Annotated in this window: 17 protein-coding genes; 12 read left to right on the top strand and 5 right to left on the bottom strand. The window is 71.8% G+C overall.

The window, feature by feature from the left end; genetic code table 11:
* Positions 1–19: 19 nt before the first annotated feature.
* Positions 20–973, bottom strand: a complete 954-nt coding sequence (locus tag H180DRAFT_RS01650; protein ID WP_055484123.1) for an aldo/keto reductase — start codon at positions 971–973, stop codon at positions 20–22.
* Positions 970–1,404: a PPOX class F420-dependent oxidoreductase gene (locus tag H180DRAFT_RS29655; RefSeq protein ID WP_074466603.1), complete on the bottom strand. Its 435-nt coding sequence runs from the start codon at positions 1,402–1,404 to the stop codon at positions 970–972. The genes H180DRAFT_RS01650 and H180DRAFT_RS29655 overlap by 4 nt, the downstream gene beginning before the upstream one ends.
* A gap of 331 nt (positions 1,405–1,735) precedes the next feature.
* Between H180DRAFT_RS29655 and H180DRAFT_RS01640 the strand changes: the two genes are divergently transcribed.
* From H180DRAFT_RS01640 to H180DRAFT_RS01595, 10 genes are all read left to right on the top strand, one after another.
* A complete protein-coding gene (locus tag H180DRAFT_RS01640) occupies positions 1,736–2,536 on the top strand; it encodes a helix-turn-helix transcriptional regulator (protein ID WP_199822461.1) in 801 nt (266 codons plus the stop codon).
* A 376-nt stretch (positions 2,537–2,912) separates the two neighbouring features.
* Positions 2,913–4,412, top strand: coding sequence for a CehA/McbA family metallohydrolase (locus H180DRAFT_RS01635; protein WP_055484465.1), 1,500 nt, complete (start codon positions 2,913–2,915; stop codon positions 4,410–4,412).
* 440 nt (positions 4,413–4,852) lie between these two features.
* Positions 4,853–6,529 (top strand): ATP-binding protein, encoded by a 1,677-nt coding sequence (locus tag H180DRAFT_RS01630; RefSeq protein ID WP_074466548.1) that lies wholly within the window; start codon positions 4,853–4,855, stop codon positions 6,527–6,529.
* Complete coding sequence (locus H180DRAFT_RS01625; RefSeq protein WP_055484121.1) at positions 6,526–6,951, top strand: roadblock/LC7 domain-containing protein; 426 nt, start codon at positions 6,526–6,528, stop codon at positions 6,949–6,951. The genes H180DRAFT_RS01630 and H180DRAFT_RS01625 overlap by 4 nt, the downstream gene beginning before the upstream one ends.
* On the top strand, positions 6,948–7,316 hold the full coding sequence (locus H180DRAFT_RS01620) for a DUF742 domain-containing protein (protein WP_055484120.1): 369 nt from the start codon (positions 6,948–6,950) through the stop codon (positions 7,314–7,316). The genes H180DRAFT_RS01625 and H180DRAFT_RS01620 overlap by 4 nt, the downstream gene beginning before the upstream one ends.
* 154 nt (positions 7,317–7,470) lie before the next feature.
* Entirely contained in the window at positions 7,471–8,046 is a 576-nt protein-coding gene (locus H180DRAFT_RS01615) for a GTP-binding protein (protein ID WP_055484464.1), read from the top strand.
* Positions 8,043–9,722 carry a cytochrome P450 gene (locus tag H180DRAFT_RS01610; protein ID WP_074466547.1) on the top strand — a complete coding sequence of 560 codons (1,680 nt, stop codon included), beginning with the start codon at positions 8,043–8,045 and terminating at the stop codon, positions 9,720–9,722. Before H180DRAFT_RS01615 ends, H180DRAFT_RS01610 begins: the two co-directional genes overlap by 4 nt.
* Positions 9,689–10,957, top strand: coding sequence for a cytochrome P450 family protein (locus tag H180DRAFT_RS01605; protein ID WP_055484119.1), 1,269 nt, complete (start codon positions 9,689–9,691; stop codon positions 10,955–10,957). The genes H180DRAFT_RS01610 and H180DRAFT_RS01605 overlap by 34 nt, the downstream gene beginning before the upstream one ends.
* Before the next feature lie 217 nt (positions 10,958–11,174).
* Entirely contained in the window at positions 11,175–14,129 is a 2,955-nt protein-coding gene (locus H180DRAFT_RS01600) for an SARP-family global regulator AfsR (protein ID WP_055484118.1), read from the top strand.
* Between the two features lie 217 nt (positions 14,130–14,346).
* The gene (locus tag H180DRAFT_RS01595; RefSeq protein ID WP_055484117.1) at positions 14,347–14,574 is read left to right on the top strand and encodes a hypothetical protein; all 228 of its coding nucleotides are present in this window, start codon (positions 14,347–14,349) and stop codon (positions 14,572–14,574) included.
* A gap of 440 nt (positions 14,575–15,014) precedes the next feature.
* Here the strand turns inward: H180DRAFT_RS01595 and H180DRAFT_RS01590 are convergent, their stop codons facing one another.
* Positions 15,015–15,563, bottom strand: a complete 549-nt coding sequence (locus H180DRAFT_RS01590) for a hypothetical protein (RefSeq protein WP_055484116.1) — start codon at positions 15,561–15,563, stop codon at positions 15,015–15,017.
* Positions 15,564–15,757: 194 nt separating this feature from the next.
* Between H180DRAFT_RS01590 and H180DRAFT_RS01585 the strand changes: the two genes are divergently transcribed.
* Positions 15,758–16,678, top strand: a complete 921-nt coding sequence (locus H180DRAFT_RS01585) for a hypothetical protein (protein WP_055484115.1) — start codon at positions 15,758–15,760, stop codon at positions 16,676–16,678.
* 141 nt (positions 16,679–16,819) lie between these two features.
* Here H180DRAFT_RS01585 and H180DRAFT_RS30720 read toward each other — a convergent pair whose 3' ends face one another.
* Together H180DRAFT_RS30720 and H180DRAFT_RS01580 are read right to left on the bottom strand one after the other, a co-directional pair.
* Complete coding sequence (locus H180DRAFT_RS30720) at positions 16,820–16,942, bottom strand: VOC family protein (RefSeq protein WP_302622420.1); 123 nt, start codon at positions 16,940–16,942, stop codon at positions 16,820–16,822.
* Between the two features lie 88 nt (positions 16,943–17,030).
* Positions 17,031–19,628 (bottom strand): protein serine/threonine kinase AfsK, encoded by a 2,598-nt coding sequence (locus H180DRAFT_RS01580; protein ID WP_074466546.1) that lies wholly within the window; start codon positions 19,626–19,628, stop codon positions 17,031–17,033.
* A 780-nt stretch (positions 19,629–20,408) separates the two neighbouring features.
* On the opposite strand from H180DRAFT_RS01580, the gene H180DRAFT_RS01575 reads away from it, so the two are divergent.
* Positions 20,409–21,056: a TetR family transcriptional regulator gene (locus H180DRAFT_RS01575; RefSeq protein ID WP_055484114.1), complete on the top strand. Its 648-nt coding sequence runs from the start codon at positions 20,409–20,411 to the stop codon at positions 21,054–21,056.
* Positions 21,057–21,197 lie beyond the last annotated feature (141 nt).

Genomic DNA, 21,197 nt, shown 5'->3' with positions numbered 1-21,197 from the left:
GTGCCGCGGCACAGGGCCCTCACCGGCGTCCGGTCACTGTCGCGTTCCCGAAGACGAACGGATCGCTCGCCGACTCGGTCACGAAGTCGGCGAAGGGGCCCGGTTCGAAGGGAGCCACGGTCTCGAGCGTCTGAAGGGCTTCGTCGGGCAGGAGAAGGTCGAGCGCGGCGATGCTTTCCGCAACGCGGTCGGCACTGCGGAAGCCGATCAGCGGGTGCACGTGGGACGAACGGCTGCGGGCCCAGGCGATGGCGACCTGAGCCGGACTCGCGCCGACTTCGCCCGCGACCTCGCGCAGAGCGGCGGCCACCCGCTCCTGCCGGGGCGACAGGGTGCCGACGCGGTCGGACCCGGTCAGGGCACCGTGCTCGAGCACGCCCCAGGCGGCCACCGCCAGGCCGAGTTCCTCGGCCATGGGAAGGAGGTCACGTTCGATGTCGCGGTTGACCAGGCTGTAGGGCACCTGGATTCCACCGAACGCCGTCCAGCCACGCCACTCGGCGAGCACGTCGGCGCGGCCGACGACCCACGCGGGTGTGTCGGAGACGCCGAGGTAGCGGATCTTGCCCGCGCGGACGAGGTCGTCGAGCGCGCGCAGGGTTTCCTCGACGGGTGTGTGCCGATCCCAGGTGTGCACCCACATGATGTCGACGTAGTCCGTGCGCAGCCGTCGCAGGCTGCGTTCGAGCGACGTGACGAGGTTCTTGCGGTGGCTGCCCGAGGCGTTGGGATCGTCGGGGTCGCGGCTGAGCGTGAACTTGGTGGCCAGCACGAAGCGGTCGCGGTCCCTGAGCACCTCGCCGAGCAGGCTCTCGCTATCCCCGTATGCCGATGCGGTGTCGATCACGTTGCCGCCCGCGTCGGCGTAGGCGTCCACGATGCGGCGGGCCTCCCCTGCGTGGCGCAGAGTCATGGCGCCGAGAAACAGCTCCGCTACGCGCAGACCCGTCCGTCCGAAAAGCCGGTATCTCATGCCACGTCCCGCGCGCGCAGATCGAAGGACGAGCAGTCGATGCCCCACGAGATGACCCGGCGTGGTCGCAGCAGCATCCAGGCGGGATCGAACGGAAACGAGGCACGCAAACGCCGGCCCAACGCGGCACCGCCCTCTTCGTGCACCTCGACGCGGCCGCGGATCTCCACCCCGCGGGGCGCCCAGCCGTCGGTGGTGACGACGTCGTCGACCACCAGTGCGACATCCGGACGCGCGGCGGCGTTGCGGAACTTCGCACTGTGCCGCATGCCGGTGCCTTCGGCACCGCCGATCACGATCCCGTCGGTCTCGGGGTCGTAGAAGAACCCGAGGGGCCGGACCTGCGGGCGGGAACGCACATCGACGCTCGCGAACCGCCCCAGCTGCTGCGCAGCCAGATACTCCAACTCGTTGTCACTGAAAACGCTCATGTGCTCACGTTGCATGAGCGTCACGCCTCGAGGGAGACCCTGCTGGGGTCCCCCTGGGACGACGCCTGAGCGGCCACTGAAAGGCACCCTGAGACGATCAGCGAGAGGCTGTGAGAGGGCCGGTGAGACGGCCCGTGATCCCCCTCGGCCGTCACGGGCCTGAGCAGCCTGGTGCCACGCGCCAGGCGCAGGTCGCCCTCGTACCGGGGCCGGTCGCACTCGGGCGGCCCGGCGGTGCGGCGGTGCGGCGGAGCGCCAGGCGGCCACGCGCATCCGCGCAGCAGGCCGCCGGCGGGCCAGGGTTGCCGGACGTCCTCCTACACTCGGGACCGTGACCGATACAGCCCCGGCCGACCACGTGATCGGGCTTGCCCGGAACAACGCACTGGGCGCCTTCCTGCGGGCACGGCGCGAAGCGGTCCAGCCCTCAACCGTCGGCCTGCCCGCCGACCGCGGCCGCCGAACGCCCGGCCTGCGCAGGGGTGAGCTCGCCATGCTGGCGGGTGTCAGCGTCGAATACCTCACGCGGCTCGAACGCGGCGCCGACCGCCGACCCTCTCCACAGGTGCTCGGCGCCCTCGCCGGGGCGCTGCAACTCACCGACGACGAGCGCGTACACCTGCTGCGGCTCGCGAAAGCCCTCGACGGCGACGGCACCGCCTGCTCGACGAGCACGCCACCGCCGCCAAGACCGGCTCTCGTCACGCTCATGGATCAGCTCGCCCGCACACCGGCGGTGATCCTGGACCGTGCGGGCGGGATTCTCGCCCGCACTCCGCGCTTCCCCGACCTCTGCCCGTCCGACGTCCGCAATGTGCCTCGATTCGTGTTCACCGACCCACGTGCGCGCGACACGTTCCCCGACTGGGACTCCGTCGCCGACGAATGGGCGGTCCGGCTGCGCGCTGCCACCGAGCTCGGCGACCCGCAGGCCCGCCTGCTCGCCACCGAATTCGCCCTGCGGGCCAGAGGCGACTTCGTTCCCCGTTACGAGCGTGCGACGCGTGTGCCTGCCTGGACCGGGGCGGAGCGCTGGACCCAGCCCGACGGCGTCACGCGGACCTGGGCCTACGAAGCACTCGGCCTCCCGGAGACCGACGAGCACCGCCTGCTCGTCTACCTGCCTGCCTGAACGGCTCCTGCACGCCTGCTCGTCCGCCTGGCCGAACGGCTCCTGCACGCCTGCTCGTCTGCCTGGCTGAACGGCGACCGCTCGGCACCCACGTCGCGAAGCCTGCGAGAAGCCGTGGTCGGCGCGCCCGGCCAGGAGGTGAACAGCGACTGCTGAACGTTCGCGCCCGGTCTCCCGAGCGCCGCTCCCGACCACCGTCGCAGGCCGGGTCGGTCACGTCCGGCGCGTGCCCGCGGCGGAGTTTTCCACAGGGGTTTCCCCGCCCGTCTCCCGCGCGTACAACAGTGACTCGTGGCGTCACACAGGCGCCGCGGGACTACGGGTGCGGGGCGTGCGGCAGCGATCCGCGCGCCAGGGGGAGGCACATATGTCAGGCGTGGAAAGACGTGACGTGCTGCGGCTGTCGGCGGTGGCGGGAGCCACGGGCGTCCTCACTCTCGGCGGAGTGAGCTTCGCCGCCGCCGACGACGGCTCCGAGCGGTCCAGGACCTTGAAGGGCCACCTGCCCACGGGCGCACCCGATTTCGTGTACCTGCCGGTCGAGGTCCCCTCAGGCGTCCGCGAGATCGAGGTGGCCTACACCTACGACAAGCCGTCCGTGCCCGAGGGCACGAAGGGCAACGCCCTGGACATCGGCATCTTCGACGAGCGCGGCACGGCGCTCGGCGGCCGGGGGTTCCGCGGCTGGTCGGGCGGTGCACGCGACCGGTTCTCGATCAGCGCCGAGAAGGCGACACCGGGCTATCTGGCCGGCCCGGTGCGCGAAGGCACGTGGCATGTCGTCCTCGGCCCGTACACCGTCGCCCCGCAGGGGCTGGACTACGAGGTGACCGTCACCCTCCGGTACGGGAGCCCGGGCACCACGCCGCGGCCGGTCCACCCGCCGGAGCGCGCACGGGGCCGCGGCCGCGCCTGGTACCGGGGCGACTGCCATCTCCACACGGTGCACTCGGACGGCAAGCGCACCCCGCAGGAGGCCGCCGGGGCCGCACGTCAGGCGGGGCTCGACTTCATCGCCACCACCGAGCACAACACCACGTCGGGGCACGGCGCCTGGGCGGGGCTGTGGGGCGAGGACTTCCTGATTCTGTGCGGCGAGGAGGTCACCACGCGCAACGGCCATGTCCTGGCCCTCGGCACGGACCCGGGCACGTTCGTCGACTGGCGCTACCGGGCGAGGGACGGTCACTTCTCCCGGTTCGCCCGCCGCATCCGCCGCGCCGGCGGCCTGGTCGTCCCGGCCCATCCCGACTGCCCCTTCGTTGGCTGCCAGTGGAAGTTCGGCTACGAGGACGCGGACGCCGTGGAGGTGTGGAACGGACCGTGGACGGCCGACGACGAACTCGCGGTCGCCGCCTGGGACAACATGCTGATGGCTCCGCCGCCCGGCCGGGGGCCGCTCCCCGCCATCGGCAACAGTGACGCGCATGCCGAGCCGCAGAAGGTGGGGCTGCCGCAGACGGTCGTCCTCGCGGAGGATCTCTCCCGGCAGGCCCTGCTGGAGGGCATGCGCAAGGGCCGCAGCTACATCGCGGAGTCCTCGGACGTCTCCGTGAAGTTCTCCGCCTCCGGCCCGCACGGCGAACACGCAGGCATGGGCGAGCGGTTGAGGGTGGAGCGCGACGCGGAGGTGACCGTGCGGCTGGACGTCTCGGGCGCTCCCGAGGGCGCGACGGCGAGGTTCCTCACCGACCAGGGCGAGATGTTCGCGGGGCCGGTGGCCGCGGGACCTCTGGAGTGGCGCACGACGGCCTCGCTGGCCGCGTACGTTCGCGCCGAGATACGTCGCCGTCCGCCCGTCGGTTCGCCCGCCGGACTGCCCGGCGCCATGGCCGCGATGACCAACCCGGTACGGCTCGGACGCGACGACGCCTGAGGCACGGACGCGAGGCGACAGCCGAAGCAGGAGCCGGCCGGCGCGACGTCTCCACGTACCGCGCCGGCCCGGCGCGCTGCCGCCCGACGGCTGTTACAGGGCCGGCGCCCGGCGTCGCAGGACCCCGGTCCCGAAAGCCGGTCCCGGAGGCCGGTCTCGGGGCCGGTCTCGGGGCCGCCGCGAGGGTCGTCACAAGCAGAACCTGCTCACTCACGAACGGGGACCGCGGCACGCCGTGCCCGAACGCCCCCGTCAGGAGGCGGAATGCGCTCAGCCGATGTGTACGGATGTTCCCGTTACGGGTGTGCACGCGATTGGTCTGCGGCAGCATGTGGGGACCGCCGGGCGAGTACCGATGGGCCGGTTCCCATGGGCACGGTTCGCTCCCCCGCGCTCGTCCGAACCACCGATCACAGAAATCCAGTTGACCAAGGACGCCGATGACCGACACTCCGGTGGTGCTGATCGTATTCCTCGCACTGGGTACGGTCGCCGTCGTTCTGGCTCTCCTCCTCGTCCGCTCGCGGCAGGAGCTGAGCAGATCGCAGCTGCAGGTCGAGGCGGCGGGGGCGCAACTCGAGCGCGCGTCACGGCACGCGGCCGATCTCGGGGCGAGACTCAGGGCCGCCGAGGCGGAACTCAGACATCTCGTCGAATCCCGCATCCCCGACCTGGCCACCTCCCTCGCCCACTCCCACGTCCCGGTCCCCGGCCCGCTCGGGACCGCGACGCTCAGCCCGGAACTGGACCGTTCCATCGACGCCGTGCTGGTCCAGGTCCGCGAAGAGGTCGCCAAGGAACGCATCCGCGTCGACGCCGCCGCCCAGGCGGCCATGCGGGGCGCCACCACGACCATCCAGGCGCTGCTCTACCAGCTCCAGACCCTCCTCCAGCGGATGCAGGAGAAGTACGAGGACCCGCTCGTCGCCGAAGACCTGCTCGCCGCCGACTTCCTCAACGAACAGGCGCTGCGCCGCATCCAGTCGACCGCCGTGGTGTGCGGGGCCTGGCCGGGCCTGACGCGGGAGAACTCGCACCTCGCGGACATCGTCGTCGGTGCCTCGTCCCGGCTCAGCGGGTACGAGCGCGTGCAGGTCACCAACCTGCTGCGCGACCCCGTCGGCGTGATCGCCCGCGCGGTCGAGCCGGTCGCCGTGACCCTCACGGAGCTGATGGCGAACGCCCTCCACCACTCCCATCCCGAACTGCCCGTCACCGTCACGCTCCAGCAGGGCAACCGCGGAGCGTCCGTGATCATCGACGACGCGGGAGTCGGCATGCACACCGAGGAACTCGCCCGCGCCAAACGGCTGATGTCGGGCGATGAGGCGCTTCTCGTCACCGAGCTCGGCGACCCTCCGCGCAACGGCTTCGCCGCCGTCGGGCGGCTGGTCCGTCAGTACGGGTTCAGCGCCCACGTGGAGGCGTCGCCGTACGGAGGCGTGCGTGCCATCGTGCACATCCCCGGCGACCCCCTGCTCACCCTGCTCGACGAGGCAGAGCACCCGATGTCGGTGATGGCCCCCTCGCAGCCGCACAGCCTGCCCGTGCTGCCGGGGCGGCCCGCAACGGACGCCCGTACCCCCTCGACGACGGCACCGACGGCGGCACCGGCAACGGCCACGACGACGGGGGCAGAACTGCCGCGCCGACGCAGGCGGCGCCCCGCCTACGCCGAGGAGGAGAGGAACGCCGCGTACGGCGGCGGGACGGACGGCGGCGGCACGGAAGCAGCAGATGCAGGGGCAACAGGAGGTACAGGAGCAAGCGTCAAGAGCGCAGGCGGGACGGGAGCGGAAGAGTCCGGCGTGAGTGAGCTGTCGCCGGGTTCGCGGACGGGCACGGGCCCCGCTCCGCCCTCGACACCCGAAGAGAGCGCCGAGCGCTGGTCCGCTTTCCAGAAGGGCACCGCGTCGGGACGGGCAGCCGCAGGTACCTATGCGCCCGGCACAGCGGACACAGCGGACGCCTCGGACAGATCGGCCACGGCAGGCACCGCAGCCACCAAAGCCACCGCAGGCAACACAGACAGCTCGGCCGACACGAACGAGACCGACGGAGCCGGCGACGCCGGCGACCCGGGCTCCGGTGCATCCGAAGGGGACCAGCCGACATGACCACTCCCGCGCACCGTTCCGTCCGCGAGGACACCTCCTGGGTGCTCGCTCCGCTCCTCGAACTGCCCCATGTGATCCACGCGGCCGTGATCTCGGGCGACGGCCTCGTCGAGGGCCGCTCACCCGAACTGGGGCGTGACTCCGCCGAGGGCGCCGCGGCGATGATCTCCGCGCTGCAGGGCGCCGCCCGCACCACGACCGCGGCCTTCGCCGGCCGGTACGACGTCAAGCTGCGGCAGACCGTGATCGAGTCCGATCTCGGCTGGGTCTTCGCGATACCCGCCGGGGAGAACACCTGTCTTGCCGTCTTCGCCGGGCCGGAGGTCAACATGGGGGTCGTCACGCACCAGATGCAGGTCCAGGTGGCCACCCTCGGCTCCAAGGCCATGAGCCGTCCGACACGGAGCGACAGCCCGGCATGAATCCGCCGCCGCGTGACCACCGACGGCTCGTGCCCGCGTATCTGGCCACGACCGGACGCGCGCGGCCCAGCCGCAACACGCTCGACCGGCTCACGGTGCTGCACGCCCCGGGCGACCCGCTGGGCAGCGGGCTGCGCCCCGAGCAGCGGCGTCTGCTGGAGCTGCTTCAGCCCGGTCCGCTGTCCCTGGCCGAAACGGCGGCGCATCTGCGGCTGCCGGTCAGCGTCGTGAAGGTCATGGTGGCCGACCTCGTCGATGCGGGCCGGCTGGCGGCCCGCGCCCCCGTACCCGAAGCCGAACTGCCCGAGCGGCAGATTCTGGAGAAGGTTCTGGATGGACTCCGCACTCTCAAGTCCTCGCGATGACAACCCCGGTGACGGCAAGGGTGACGACCCCGGCGGCGGTCCCGGCCACGACCCCGCGGACGAAGGTGAGGTACGTCCGGCCGGCGGCCGCAACGACGACGGCCGCAACGGGGAGGCGGGGCGCAACGGAGCGGTTCCGCCGCCGGAGAGGGGCATCTACCTCGACGCCGAACGGCCCCAGACCCTGGTGAAACTGCTGGTGGCCGGCCCGTTCGGGGTCGGCAAGACCACGTTCATACGTTCCCTGTCCGAGACGGAGACGCTGCACACCGAGGAGGTGCTGACCAGCGGCAGTGCGCTGGTCGACGATCTCTCCGGTATCCGCGAGAAGTCCACGACGACCGTCGCGATCGACTTCGGCCGTCTGACGCTGCCCGGCGACCTCGTTCTCTACATGTTCGGCACTCCCGGGCAGCGTCGCTTCTCGCCGCTGTGGCAGGACATCTCGCGCGGAGCGCTGGGAGCACTCGTGCTGGCCGACACCCGCCGGCTGTCCGACTCCTTCGAGGTCATGGACATGATCGAGGATGCGGGACTGCGGTACGCGGTCGCGGTCAACGCCTTCCCCGACTCGCCCTCGCACCATCCCTCCACGCTCCGCGACCACCTCGACCTGCTGCCCGACACCCCGCTCGTGCTGTGCGACGCGCGCGACCGCGACCAGGCCACGGACGCGCTCATCGGACTCGTGGGCCACGTGCTCGCCTACACACCCCAGGAGACCGCGTGACCTCCGCCCGCGAACCGGATGCCCCGGAACCACCGGCACGAGAGACGACCGAACCCGGCACCTCCCGACAACCCGAGCCGGGCACCACCGGAACGGGCACCACCGGAACGGGCACCACCGGAACGGGCACCACCGAGCCGGGGCCCACCGACCGTGCCGCAGCCGAACAAACCGAACCCGGCCCCGGCTCCCGCCCCCGCCCCGGCCCCGGCTCCGGCTCCGGCCCCGGCACATCCGTCCGGGCCGAGCCGCCGGACAGCGAGCCGGACAACGAGCCGGACAACGACGTCGTACGGCTGTACGGGCCGGAGTTCGCCGCCGATCCGCAGGCGGTGTACGACCGGCTGCGTCGGTTCGGCCCGCTCGCGCCCGTCGAGATCTCGCCCGGGGTGCCTGCGCTGCTGGTCACCGGCTACCGGGCGGCGCTCGATCTGCTGCACGATCCCGTGACCTGGTCGAAGGACTCGCGGCTGTGGCAGCAGGCGCTGCCGGAGGATTCGCCGATCCTCCCCATGCTCGGCTGGCGCCCGAACGTCATGTTCAACGACGGGGACGAGCACGCCCGTTACCGGCAGGTGATCACCGACGGTTTCGACCGGATCCCGCCGCACGACCTGCGGACCATGGTGGTGAGCATCGCCGACTCGCTCATCGCCGGCTTCGGCGCGGAGGGCCGTGCCGACCTGATGGGCCAGTTCGCCCGGGTGCTGCCGCTGAAACTCTTCAACCGGCTCTTCGGGCTGCCGGATTCCTACAGCGGCCGGCTCATCTCCTCGCTCGCGGGAATGATGGAGGGCGATCCGGAGGAGGCCGCGGCGGCGAACGCCGAGTTCCAGGGCTACATCGGTGAGCTGATCGCCGCCAAGAAGAATGCCCGGGGCCGAGACCTGACGTCGTGGTTCCTGGATCATCCCGCGGAACTCGACGACGAGGAGGTCACCCACCAGATCGTCCTCACGATGGGCGCGGGCCACGAGCCCACGACCAATCTGATCGGCAACGCCCTGTCCAGGATGCTCACCGACGAGCGCTACTACAGCACGCTCTCCGGCGGCGCCCTGACCCCGCGCGACGCGATCCAGGACGTACTGCTGAACGAGCCCCCGATCTCCAACTACTCGTCACACTTCCCGAGACGGGACGTGTACTTCCACGGCACTTGGGTCCGTAGCGGCCAGCTCGTCATGGTTTCCTACGCGGCCGCAGGCGCCGCACACGGCCGCACCGCCGCCGCAACCGGCAGCAGCGGCAGCGGAGTGAGCGGTTCCGGCGGCGGGGCCCACCTGGCCTGGTCGGCAGGCCCGCACTCCTGCCCCGTTCCCCGCCACGCACTGCTCATCGCGACCACCGCCATCGAACGGCTCACGGCCTGGCTCTCCGACATCGAGCTGACCGTCCCGCACGACGAACTCGCCTACCGGCCGGGGCCGTTCCACCGCGCGCTCGTACGACTGCCCGCCCGATTCACTCCGATCAGCCCCGACCAGGCAGGAGCCACTCCATGGGACAGCAGGGACAGCAGGGACCGCAGGCACACGACGGGGAGCGTGGGCCCGGGCAGCAGCGGGGAGAGTCGACCACCCACGGCCCCGGAAGCTCCCCGGCCCGCGTCTCCGGCCCAGGTCCCGCAGACCAAGTTCCCGTGGACGCAGGACCGGCAGACGCAGGACCCGTAGATACCGGCCACGCCGGTCCGGTCCCCATCGACCCGGCCGGACGTGACATCCACGGGGAGGCCGACAGGCTCCGCGCATCCGGCCCCGCCGTCCTCGTGGAGCTCCCCGCGGGGATCCCCGCCTGGTCCGTCAGCAGCTTCGACCTGCTCAAGCGGCTGCTGACCGACGACCGTGTCTCCAAGGACCCCCGTCAGCACTGGCCCGCGTGGCAACGCGGCGAGTTCCACGACTCCTGGATACGTTCCTGGGTCGGTGTGACCAACATGTTCAGCTCTTACGGGGCCGAACACCGCCGCCTCCGCAAGCTCGTCGCCCCGGCCTTCACGGGCCGCCGCACGGAGGCGATGCTCCCCCGAGTCGAGCGGATCACCGGCGAACTGCTCGACGCGATGGCCGCGTTACCGGAGGGCGAGCCGGTCGACCTGCGTGCCGCATACGCACATCCGCTGCCGATGGGTGTGATCTGCGAACTCTTCGGGATACCCGAGGAACAGCGCCCAGGTGTGGCCCGCCTCGTCGAGCAGATCATGGACACCTCCGCATCGCCCGAGGAGGCGGCGCGCACGGCGCAGGAGGTGCAGAGCACCTTCGGTGCGCTCGTGGCGCTCAAGCGGGAGCAGCCCGGGGAGGACCTGACCAGCGTGCTGGTCTCCGCCCGCGACGACGAGACCGGCTCGAAGCTCTCCGAGGTGGAACTGCTCGACACTCTCCTGCTCGTCGTAGGCGCCGGACACGAGACCACGGTCAACCTCATCGGCAACGCGGTGCACGCCCTGCTCACCCACCCCGCGCAGCTCGAACTCGTCCTGAACGACGAGGTGTCGTGGAACGACGTCATCGAGGAGACGCTGCGCTGGGCGCCCAGCATCGCGTCGCTGCCGCTGCGTTACGCGGTCGAGGACATCGAGCTGCCAGGGGGCGCGACGATCCGTCAGGGCGATGCCATTCTCGCCACCTACGCTGCCGCCGGCCGTGACCCCGGCAGACATGGCGCCACGGCAGGGGAGTTCGACGTCCGGCGCCCCGATGTGGAGCACCTGTCGTTCGGGCACGGCGTGCACTTCTGTCTGGGCGCTCCCCTCGCGCGCATGGAAGCCCGCACCGCGCTTCCCGCGCTCTTCGAACGATTCCCGGCACTGCGCCTGGCGGTGCCGCCGCAGGAGCTGGAACAGGTGGAATCCTTCATCGCTCACGGCTACCGCACGCTGCCGGTCCTGCTTCACGGGCCGCGCTGACATCGGCTTCGGCGGCGCCGGTCCGGACGGTGCCGGCACCGTCCGGACCGGCGCCGCCGGACACGGTCGCGTCCCGCCCGGTACCACACCAATCGCCCCTGTTCCGTGGGAAGTTCGAAGGACCCGTGGAGGACCTGGGGCCCTGATGACGTATAGCTGACAAGCAAGGCAGACTGACCTCTGCGGAGTGGGACAAAGGAGCGCAGGGGGCCAAATCATGGGCGCCGAGGGGAAGATCGGCCGCGTGGACGAGCGGCAGGAGCACCGGTTGTGCTTCACCGTGCTCGGACCGGTCCGTGCCCACCGCGGTGACCACGAAATCCCCATGGGCTCACCGCAGCAGCGGGCCCTGCTGGCCGCCCTCCTGCTGCGGGGCGGTCACACCGCGACGGCGGAGGAGCTGATCGACGCCATCTGGGGCGAGGAGCCCCCCGACCAGGCGAAGGCCGCGCTGCGCACGTACGCGTCGCGCATCCGCAAGGCGCTCGGCGGCGACGCGGAGCTGATGGTCAGCGAGTCCGGGGGGTACGCGATCCGCCCGGGGCGTGCCCCCTCGGAGGTCGTCCTCGACGTCGACGCGGCCCACGCGCACGCCGCGGAAGCGGAGAAGGCGGCAGGGAGCGGCGACCGTCACGGCGCGCGGCAGAGTTACGCCGCAGCGCTCGCCCAGTGGAGCGGGGAGGCGCTGGCGCACGTGCCGGGGCCCTTCGCGGAGCGGCAGCGCAGCCGTCTCACGGAGTGGCACCTCTCCCTTCAGGAACACAGCATCGACCTGGGTCTCCAACTGGGCTGTCACACCGAGGCGGTCAGTGAACTGACGGCACTGACGGCAGCGCACCCCTTGCGCGAGCGGCTGCGGGAGCTGCTGATGCTGGCGCTCTACCGCAGCGGCAGGCAGGCCGAGGCGCTGGCTGTCTTCGCCGACACACGACGCATGCTCGCGGACGAACTGGGCGTGGACCCCTGCGCCGAGCTCATCGATCTCCACCAGCGGATCCTGGAGGGCGACGAGGGCCTCGTCCTCACTCCGGACGAGCCCGCGGGCCCGGCCACGCCGAAACCGGCCCAGCCCGCTCAACTGCCCGCCACGGTTCCGGACTTCACCGGCCGCGAGGCGTTCGTCGCGGAGCTCAAGGAGCAACTCGCCCAGGCGGAGGGCACGGTGATGGCGGTCTCGGCCGTCGCAGGGATCGGCGGCGTCGGCAAGACGACTCTCGCCGTTCACGTCGCGCACGCCGCTGCGGAGTACTTCCCGGACGGCCAGCTCTACGTCGACCTCCAGGGATCGGGCCCCTCGGCGAGCGAACCCGAGGCGGTTCTGGGGGCGTTCCTGCGGGCGCTCGGTGTGCAGGACAAGCAGATTCCGGAGGGCGTCGACGAGCGGGCCGGGCTGTTCCGGTCGCTTCTCTCGGGCCGCCGGGTGCTGACGTTCCTGGACAACGCGCGCGACGCGGCGCAGGTCCGTCCGCTGCTGGCCGGGGCGGCGGGCTGCGCGGCACTGGTCACCAGCCGTGTGCGCATGGTCGATCTGGCCGGCGCGCACCTCATCGACCTCGACGTGATGAGCCCCGACGAGGCGCTGATGCTCTTCACCCGCATCGTCGGCAAGGAGCGTGTCACCGCGGAGCGCCAGGCGTCGATGGCGGTGGTCGGTGCCTGCGGATTCCTGCCGCTGGCCATCCGTATCGCCGCGTCCAGGCTCGCCTCGCGCCGCACCTGGACGGTCGCCACGCTCGCCGAGAAGCTCGGCGACGAGCGCCGGCGCCTCGACGAACTCCGCATCGGCGACCAGGCGGTCAAGGCCACCTTCGAACTGGGCTACGGGCAGCTCGACGCCGAACAGGCCCGCGGCTTCCGCCTGCTGGGTCTCGCCGACGGTCCAGACATCTCCCTCCGGGCCGCCGCGGCGCTGTTGGACCGCACCGTCGCAACGACGGAGTCCCTGCTGGAGTCGCTGGTCGACGCGTCCCTGCTGGAATCGGCGGCGCCGGGCCGTTACCGGTTCCACGATCTGGTGCGGCTGTTCGCCCGTGCCTGCGCCGAGCGCGACGAACAGCCCCCGGCCCTGAGGGACGAGGCCTTCGCCCGGCTGCTGGACTTCTACCTCGCCACCGCCTCCAAGGTCTTCGCCCTGGAACGGCCGGGTGAGCGGGCGCTGGACCATCTCATACGGCCGGACTGCGAGGGCATGTACTTCGCGGACCGGGACGACGCACTCGGCTGGCTCTTCTCGGAGGCCGACTGCGTGCTCTCCTGCGTGCAGCAGGCGGCGGACCGCGGCATGCTGCGCCACGCCGCCGATCTGCTGATCGCCGTCAAGGACTGTGCCGATTCCGGCGTGCACTCCCTTCGGTACGAACGTGCCGCTTCAGCGGTGCGCGACGCCGCCCGGGCTGCGGACGACGTGCTGGCCGAGGCCCGTGTCCAGGCGATGCTGACGCATGCGCACATCGTGGCCGGCCGTTTCGACCAGGCCGACGAGGGAGCTCAGCGCGCGACACGTCTCGCCGAGACGGCCGGTGACACGCTGACGAGCTGCTGGTCCCTGAACCACCGCGGCATCATCGCCAACTGCCAGAGCCGGTACGCGGACGGAGAGGCGTTCCTGCTGCAGGCGATCGACGCCTTCCGTGCCGACGACAACCGCCCCAGTGAGGCGAGTGCCCTGAGCAATCTCTCGCACATCAACCTGGCGCTGGGGCGGACCGACCGCGCAGTGGAACTGGCGTGGCAGGGGCTGGAGATCTACGAGAGCCTCGACCACAGGATGCGCATGGCCAACGGCAGGTACGCCCTCGGGCGGGCGCTCACACGTGCCGACCGCATTCCGGAGGGCCTCGAGCAGCTGACCATGGCGGTTGCGCTCTTCCGTGAGACTCGGCAGCCGCTGTGGGAAGGGGTCTCCCACTTCCGCATGGCGGAGGCCCACTTGGCGGCCGGCCGGCCCGGACAGGCAGCCGCACACGCGGAACAGGCCCTCGCCCTGCGGGGGATCGGCGGCGAGTGGATGCGCGGCAGGATGCTGACGGTGCTGGGCCGTGCGCTGGTGGCGCTGGGTCAGCACGACCGGGGGCGGGTGTGCTGGAAGGACGCCCTGGCCGTCTTCGAGGACATGGGAGCCTCCGACGCGGAAGAGGTGCGCGGGCTGCTGACCCCCGCCCCGGCTGCATAAACCTCCTGCGCCGGCTCGCTTATCGGACGTTCATCGATCGTTTATCGCGGCCCGTCATGGTTGTTCCATCGATCCGTCGCGTCGGGGGGCAGGCGGATCTGGGGGGAGGCCGCGATCCGGCTATGGTGAGCGGCCCAAAGCCCGCCCGGCGGCCCACGGGGGAGCCGCTGGGCGGGCACGTCAGCACAATCGGCCACCAAGGCACAGGAGTTCGGCCATGAGCGAGACAACGCAGGCCACAGTTGAGGACTTCGAGGAAGAGATCCAGACCGCCGACACGGACGCCGGCACCTCCACCGAGCCTGAGAAGGACGGCGGAGTGAAGGTGATGGACGACCACACGCCCATCGGCCCGGAGGGCAGGCTCTCCGGCGGCATCGAGACGATGGACGACCACACTCCCATCGGCGCCGAGTCGGTGGTGGAGGAAGGCGCGGGCAAGTAGTCCCGCTCCACCGGGGGGGGGATGCCGGGCCGGCGTCAGCGGCGCGGAGGGGGCGCCGCTGCCGTCGGCCCGCTGCTTGAGCGACGGCCCAGGGGGAATCCTGAAGTTGCCCGCTTTTCGCTGTCAGATCGATTCGCCGAAATCCGAGGGAGAGAAATGCCCAAAGTTCTGAGAACGCTGATCATTTGCTCGTTACTCATGGCCGGAGCAGTCTCTCCAGCGGTGGCCGCGGGAACTTCGCCGTCCGACGTGACGAGCGCCCAGAGCGTCCACATCAACGACAACAGGGATGAACACACGCCCTGACTGCCTCAGCTTCACCGGAAGGGGCGGGCCGCCGACGCGGCCCGCCCCTTCCATGTTGTTCTCGTCCCGCATCAGGCACCGGCCCGCCCTGCCCGCCCGGCCTGTCGACCGGTCGGCCCACCGCGCTCGGACCGTCAACTCACCGATTCGACAAGGCATTCGGAGACGTCGCCGATGCGCTTCGGGTGCGCCATCCGTACGTCCACGGGCTGGGTGTCCCTGCTGCCGACCCTCACGCGCGCCTCCCCATAGTCGACGCCGAGACCGGAGGTGTCGACGAACTTGACCTTCACCCGGTAGGTCTTGGTGTAGCTCTTCGGGTTGCGGACCTGCACCACGGCCTTCGCTTCGCTGCCGCTCCGTGCCGCGCACTGCGTCACGGTCCCCGAGGCGGGTGACCTGTCGGCGGCGCTTCCGCTGCCCGAACTCGTCGTCCCCGTCGTCCCCGTCGTGCTGTTGTAGCGCCGCGAACCGCTGTAGGAGCCGCCGCCCGATCCGTACCTGTCCTTGCTCACGCTGTCGTGACCGCTCCCGCTGCCGTTGTGGCTGCTGGAGCTCGAACTGCTGCAACCGCCCGACTTGCCTCCGCTGCGGGAACCGCCTCCCTTGCGGCCGGGACTGAAACCGCTCAACGCGACGAGTACGACTGCCACGGCCGCGATGAGCCTGAGATGGCGCGACATGGTTGCTACCCCCGATTCTTGGCATGGCCATTGAGGACTGGTGCCCCGTGAGGGGACGCCGTGCGGTGGCCGAAGGGTTCCGCCGGGCGTACGGTTTTCTGCGGGACGGCGCACGCCTGCGACGTCCGCCTGCTTCCCGACGGGCGAGCACCCGCGGGGAGGAGTGACCCGGCGCCGGAAGCGAGGCGTAGCCGATGGTCCGGAATCTGCTCGGCATGCTGATCGCGCTCGTGGGGGCGGCTGCGGCGGCGTGGAGCCCCTTCCTCACCTGGTACGGCGGCCGGCTCGGCCGCGACTACCGGGTCGGTGAGCTGTTCACACCCACCGGCATCACAGGCACCCAGGCCGGACTGTGGACCGGCCTGTTCCTCCCCATGCTGGTCGCAGCGTTGATCGCCCTCCTCGCGGCACTGCTGCGTTCCCGCCTGCTGGTGACCCTTGCCGGAGTTGTCGTGCTCGGCTTCGCCGTCCTGTGGATGGTCCGCCAGGGGCAGGAGGCGGGCACGCTCACCGCCGGCGCCGGCGGACTGGGCGAAGGGGTCGGCTACGCGGTCGCCGGAGGCGTGCTGATGCTGCTCGCCGCGCTGGTGATGCGGGGACGCCGACCGACGGGACGCCGCCGCAAGAGCCGTGGCCGCCGTGCCCGCGTGGACGACAGCAGCGCAGCCGTCTCCCCGGCGGTCCCGTACGAGAACCACGACTACTCCGGACTGCCGCAGCCCGGCGGCCCGTTCGAACCTGAGCCGGGACCGCACGGCGCCTACCGGGCAGACGAATGGCGGGCCCGCGGGCGGGGCCACGATCCGTACCTCGACGACGACTCCACCCCCGCGGAGGAGTGGGACCCGTGGGCGGCGGGACGTCCGGACCGTCCGCCCACCGTCCGGCCCCCTTTCATCCGCCCGCCCGAGGAGGCTGAGCCCCCCGCCGAGCGGCCCGGCCGGGCGCCGGACGAACCGGCCGACCAGGCCCCGCAGGGTCCGCAGCAGCAGCCTCGGGGCCCCGGGGCCGACGGGCGGGACGAGCAGGACCAGCAGGACGAGCGCGGTTCCGAGGGCGCCCGGGGCCTCCCACGGCGAAGACCCGACCCGCGCCGCGACGGCACGCAGGAATGACTCCCGGCCGCGCCGGCCCGCCCGAACCGTCACTCCGTCCCGGGTGGGTGCGCACGGCTGACCCGTGCCCGTGCCCGGCCGGTCGGTCCACCCCCGGGCATCCCAGCGGCCGGCGGTCCGACGGCTGATCCCGTCCGGTGATCACTCCGGCTCGTCCCACTTCACCCGCCAGCCCATCAGGTGCCGGTAGAAGTCCGCCAGCGCACGCGGATCGGGAGTCCCGAGCACGATGCCGGAGAGCCTTGTCCGCGGTCCGCCGCTCACGGCGCCTCCTCGTCCCGCAGCCGGTGATCGTCCCGAAGCCGGTGGTCCGTTCCGAAGCCCGTGACCCGTCCCGGACCGGCCGATGTGTTCAGGCCTGACGGGCCTGTCCCGTGCCCTTCTCCGCGTCGAGCGCGTAGACGCAGCGGTCCTTGCTGCACGCGTAGACGACACCGCGGTCGGCCACCGGGGACCCGGTGATCTCGCCGCCCGTGGCCAGCTTCCAGCGCAGCTGCCCGCCCACAGCGTCGACCGTGTAGAGGCAGTGGTCCGCCGAACCGAAATGGACACGTCCGTCCGCCACGACCGGCGCGCCCACCAGGTCGCCGCCGGCCGCGAACCGCCACCGCGGCGTGCCGCTGACCGCGTCCAGGGTGTAGAGCGCGCCGCCGCTGCCCAGGTGCACGAGCCCGTCGGAGACCACGACCGGTTCCGTCGAGTGCCGGGCCTCCGTCGCGATCCGCCATCTGTCCTGGCCCGTGACGGCGTCGAGGGCGTAGACCGTGCCGAGGTAGTCGGCGAGGTACACGCCGCCGCCCGCGACGGCCGGGCCCGGCACGAATGCCGGAGGGCTGAGGAAGGCTGCCGGGGCCTCGAAGCGCCACCGCTCCGCGCCGCTGACGCCGTCCAGGGCGTGGACGCGCGCACCCGCGCACACGTAGACCACGCCGTCCTCGGCCGCGGTCAGCCGCAGCGGAACGCCGCCCGTCGCTGCGGCTTCGCCCACCGGGTACGACCAGCGCTCGGCGCCCGTGCGGGCCTCCAGCGCGAACAGACGGCCCTCGCCCCACGTGTAGACGGTGCCGTCGTGCACCGAGGGACCGCCCTCGCGGGTCTCGAAGTCGGTCTGCGCGCCGCCGAGTTCCCACAGCTTCTCGCCGCCGGCCGCATCCCACACCTGTACGCCGCCGCCGCGCGTACCCGTGACGACGGTGCCGAGGTCGACCTGGAGCGAGAACACCCAGCCGTCGGTGGCCAGCCGCCACAGCTCGGAGCCGTCGCGTGCGTCCAGCGCGTAGAGGCTGGGTCCGTCGGAGGCGTGCACACGCCCGTCGGAGACGGCCATGGACCAGGCCACTTCGCGCGTCCTGAACTGCCGGCGGCCGCTGGTGACATCGAGCGCGTGCACCTCGAAGGAGGTGACGTAGACGAGATCGTCGGCGACGACCGGGGTGCCCCACACGTCGTTCGACATGCGGAACCGCCACGGGCGCCAGCGCTGAGGCTGCGACGGGCCCGCGGGGGCCTCGCCGACGGCGCCGGGCGGCGGTACCGCTCCGGTCGGTCCGGCCAGAGGAGACGGAGACGCCTCACCGCCCGCGCCGTGGGCGGGCGCCGGCGCTCCCGCTCCGGAGACCGGTGCGCCGTTCGGTGGCCGCACCCATCCCGTCGCGGCACCTGCGGCCTCGGCACGCGCCTCCTCGGAACGGCGCGGCCCCGGCCCGATGGGCACCTGCGATCCGGGCAGCCGCACGGAAGCACCGTCTGCCGCACCGGCCGGCGAAGGCACCTCGGCGGGCGAAGGGGGTGCAGCGGCGGGGGCGGAGCCGTCGGCACGGCCGCCGCGTGCCGAAGGGCCGGGGTGCGACGCGAGCGAACCCACGGCGGACGGGCCTCCCGGGCCGGCCGGAATGGCGTGCCGGGGCCCGCCGCGGCGGGCCCCGCCCGCGGCGTGCGCAGGCGCCGCGTCCGGAACTGCGGGAGGAGCGGGAGCGGAGGACGGTGCGGCGCCCGCTTCGGGTGCGCCCCCCGGCGGGCCGTCCTGACGGTGCGAGGGCCGCCTCGGCGTAGGTCGTGCCCCGCGCTTGCGCTCGATGAGAGCCACGGCGCCCGCCGGCAGCCATGCCGAAGCGGTGCCGCTGTCGTCGCCTCCGGCCGAGAAGAGGTGCGGGGCGAGCTGGGACTGGATGTCCGCCGGGCTGGGGCGTTCCTCGGCCGCCATGCGCATACAGGGGTCGATGAGGGGGCGCAGCTCATCGTTCAGCCCCTCCAGGTCCGGGCCGTCGCGCAGCAGCATGAAGACCGTCTCCACTGGGTTCGCGCCGTGGAAGGGCGCGTGCCCCGTGGCGGCGAAGACGAGGGTGGAGGCGAGGGAGAAGATGTCGCTCGCGCCCGTGACGCTGCGGGAGTCGCGTGCCTGCTCCGGCGACATGTACGCGGGCGTGCCGACGGCCACGTTCGTCATGGTCAGGCGGGTGTTGGACACACCGGAGGCGATGCCGAAGTCGATGACGCGGGGCCCGTCCTCGACCACGAGGACGTTGGACGGCTTCAGGTCGCGGTGGACGAGCCCGGCACCGTGAATGGACTGGAGCGCCTCGGCGATTCCGGCCGCGAGCCAGCGGACGGCCTGCACCGGCAGCGGCCCGCACTCGTTGACTATCTCCTCGAGGGAGGGCGCCGGCACGAACGCCGTCGCGAGCCACGGCACGGCGGCCCTCGGGTCGGCGTCCACGACGGCCGCGGTGTAGAAGCCGCTGACGGCGCGCGCGGCCTCGACCTCACGCGTGAAGCGCACCCGGAACAGCTGGTCCTCGGCGAGCTCGGTCCGCACCGTCTTGATCGCCACACGACGGCCCGACGCCGAACGCGCGAGATAGACCAGCCCCATGCCCCCGGCACCGAGTCGGCCGAGCACCTCGAACTGGCCGATCCGTCGCGGATCGTGCTGCGTCAGCTGCTGCACCACTTACCTGCCACCTCCCCGTCGGGGCCACTCGAATCCCGCCCCAGTGCAGCTTCTCACTGCCGTACCGGCCACACGGTCCACAGGCTGATTCTTCCTGCCCAACGCGGTGGTTGCGAACCCGGGGGCCACCCCTTCGGGTCCGCGCAGGCCAAACAGTGAGGCGCGAGGCTTCATTCCGGTCCGCACGCGGCCCGGTGCGGGACCGGCCCGGTGTTCACGGCGCCGCCGCACGCCCCTCACGCCGTACCCGCTGAAGCGGGTACGCAGGTCACCGGCGCTCCCCGGCGGTGCCGCCGTCCGCACCCCGCGGATGCCTCTGCCCCTGCGGCCATGGTGCGTCAGCCTCCCCTGCCTCGCCCCTGCCTGTGCTTCTGCCCCGCCCCCCGCGTGCACGGACCTTCCCGCTCGTACGGCACGCTAGCCGCGTTCGTGACTCTCCGCAGGCCGATGATTCGAACGCGCGGGGTTCTGTCCCGATGCGCCCGCCTGTGCGGCCTTCACGCCGCTCCCGCCTTCGGCTTCCTCTTCGGCTCCTCGGCTCCTCGGCTCTTCGGCTCTTCGGCTCTTCGACGCGCTGCTGTGCGCTTCCTCGTTCCCGCCTCGCGTTCCCACCTCGCGTCCCCACCCCGCCTCCCCACCTCTCGTCCCGCTTCCCGCCCCGTCCTGCCTCATGTGCGTCTGCCCGCTCGCGCGGCCCGGCCCACGCCGGATCACCGCGGATGCCATCCCATTGGATGCGGCCGAATCGCGCGCCCGTTCCCCGTCGATAAGCTGAACGGCATGACAGGACAAGTTCGAACCGTCGACGGGCGAGTGGCGGGTCGCCGCGGGCAGGCGACGCGGCAGAAGCTGCTCGACTGCCTCGGCGAGATGCTCAGCTCGTCGCCGTATCGCGATGTCAAGGTCATTGATGTCGCACGGCGGGCGGGCACGTCCCCGGCGACCTTCTACCAGTACTTTCCGGACGTCGAGGGCGCCGTCCTCGAACTGGCCGAGTCCATGGCGAAGGACGGCGCCGCGCTCAGCGACCTGGTGGCCGACCGTTCGTGGGCGGGCAAGTCCGGCTGGCGCACGGCCGAGGAGTTCGTCGACGGGTTCCTCGCGTTCTGGCGCAAGAACGACGCGATCCTGCGGGTCGTCGACCTGGGTGCCGCCGAGGGCGACAAGCGCTTCTACAAGATCCGCATGAAGGTCCTGAACTCCGTCAACCAGCCGCTGACGGAGTCCATCAAGGAGCTCCAGGCCAAGGGCCGGGTCGACAAGGAGGTCAATCCGGCGGCCACCGCCGGGGCTCTCGTGATGATGCTGGCCTCGGTGGCGAGCCATCAGAAGGGCTTCCAGACCTGGGGCGTCAAGCAGGCGGAGCTGAAGCCGAATCTGGCGCTGCTGGTCCACCTCGGCGTGACGGGTCGCAAGCCCACGAGATGAACCCTTTTCCCTGAACACCCCGAAAAACGTTTCTCCCCTTCCGTCCGGAGACGCTCCCCAGCCTCCGTCTCCGCGCTTTCTCCGCGATCTCCCGAAATCGCCCCCGCCCCGCGCGGCCTGCGGCCCCCACGTGCTCTTCCT

The sequence above is a fragment of the Streptomyces sp. WMMB 322 genome, assembly GCF_900090145.1.
Taxonomy (GTDB): Bacteria; Actinomycetota; Actinomycetes; order Streptomycetales; family Streptomycetaceae; genus Streptomyces.
This window is presented reverse-complemented; position numbering and strand designations above follow the sequence as displayed.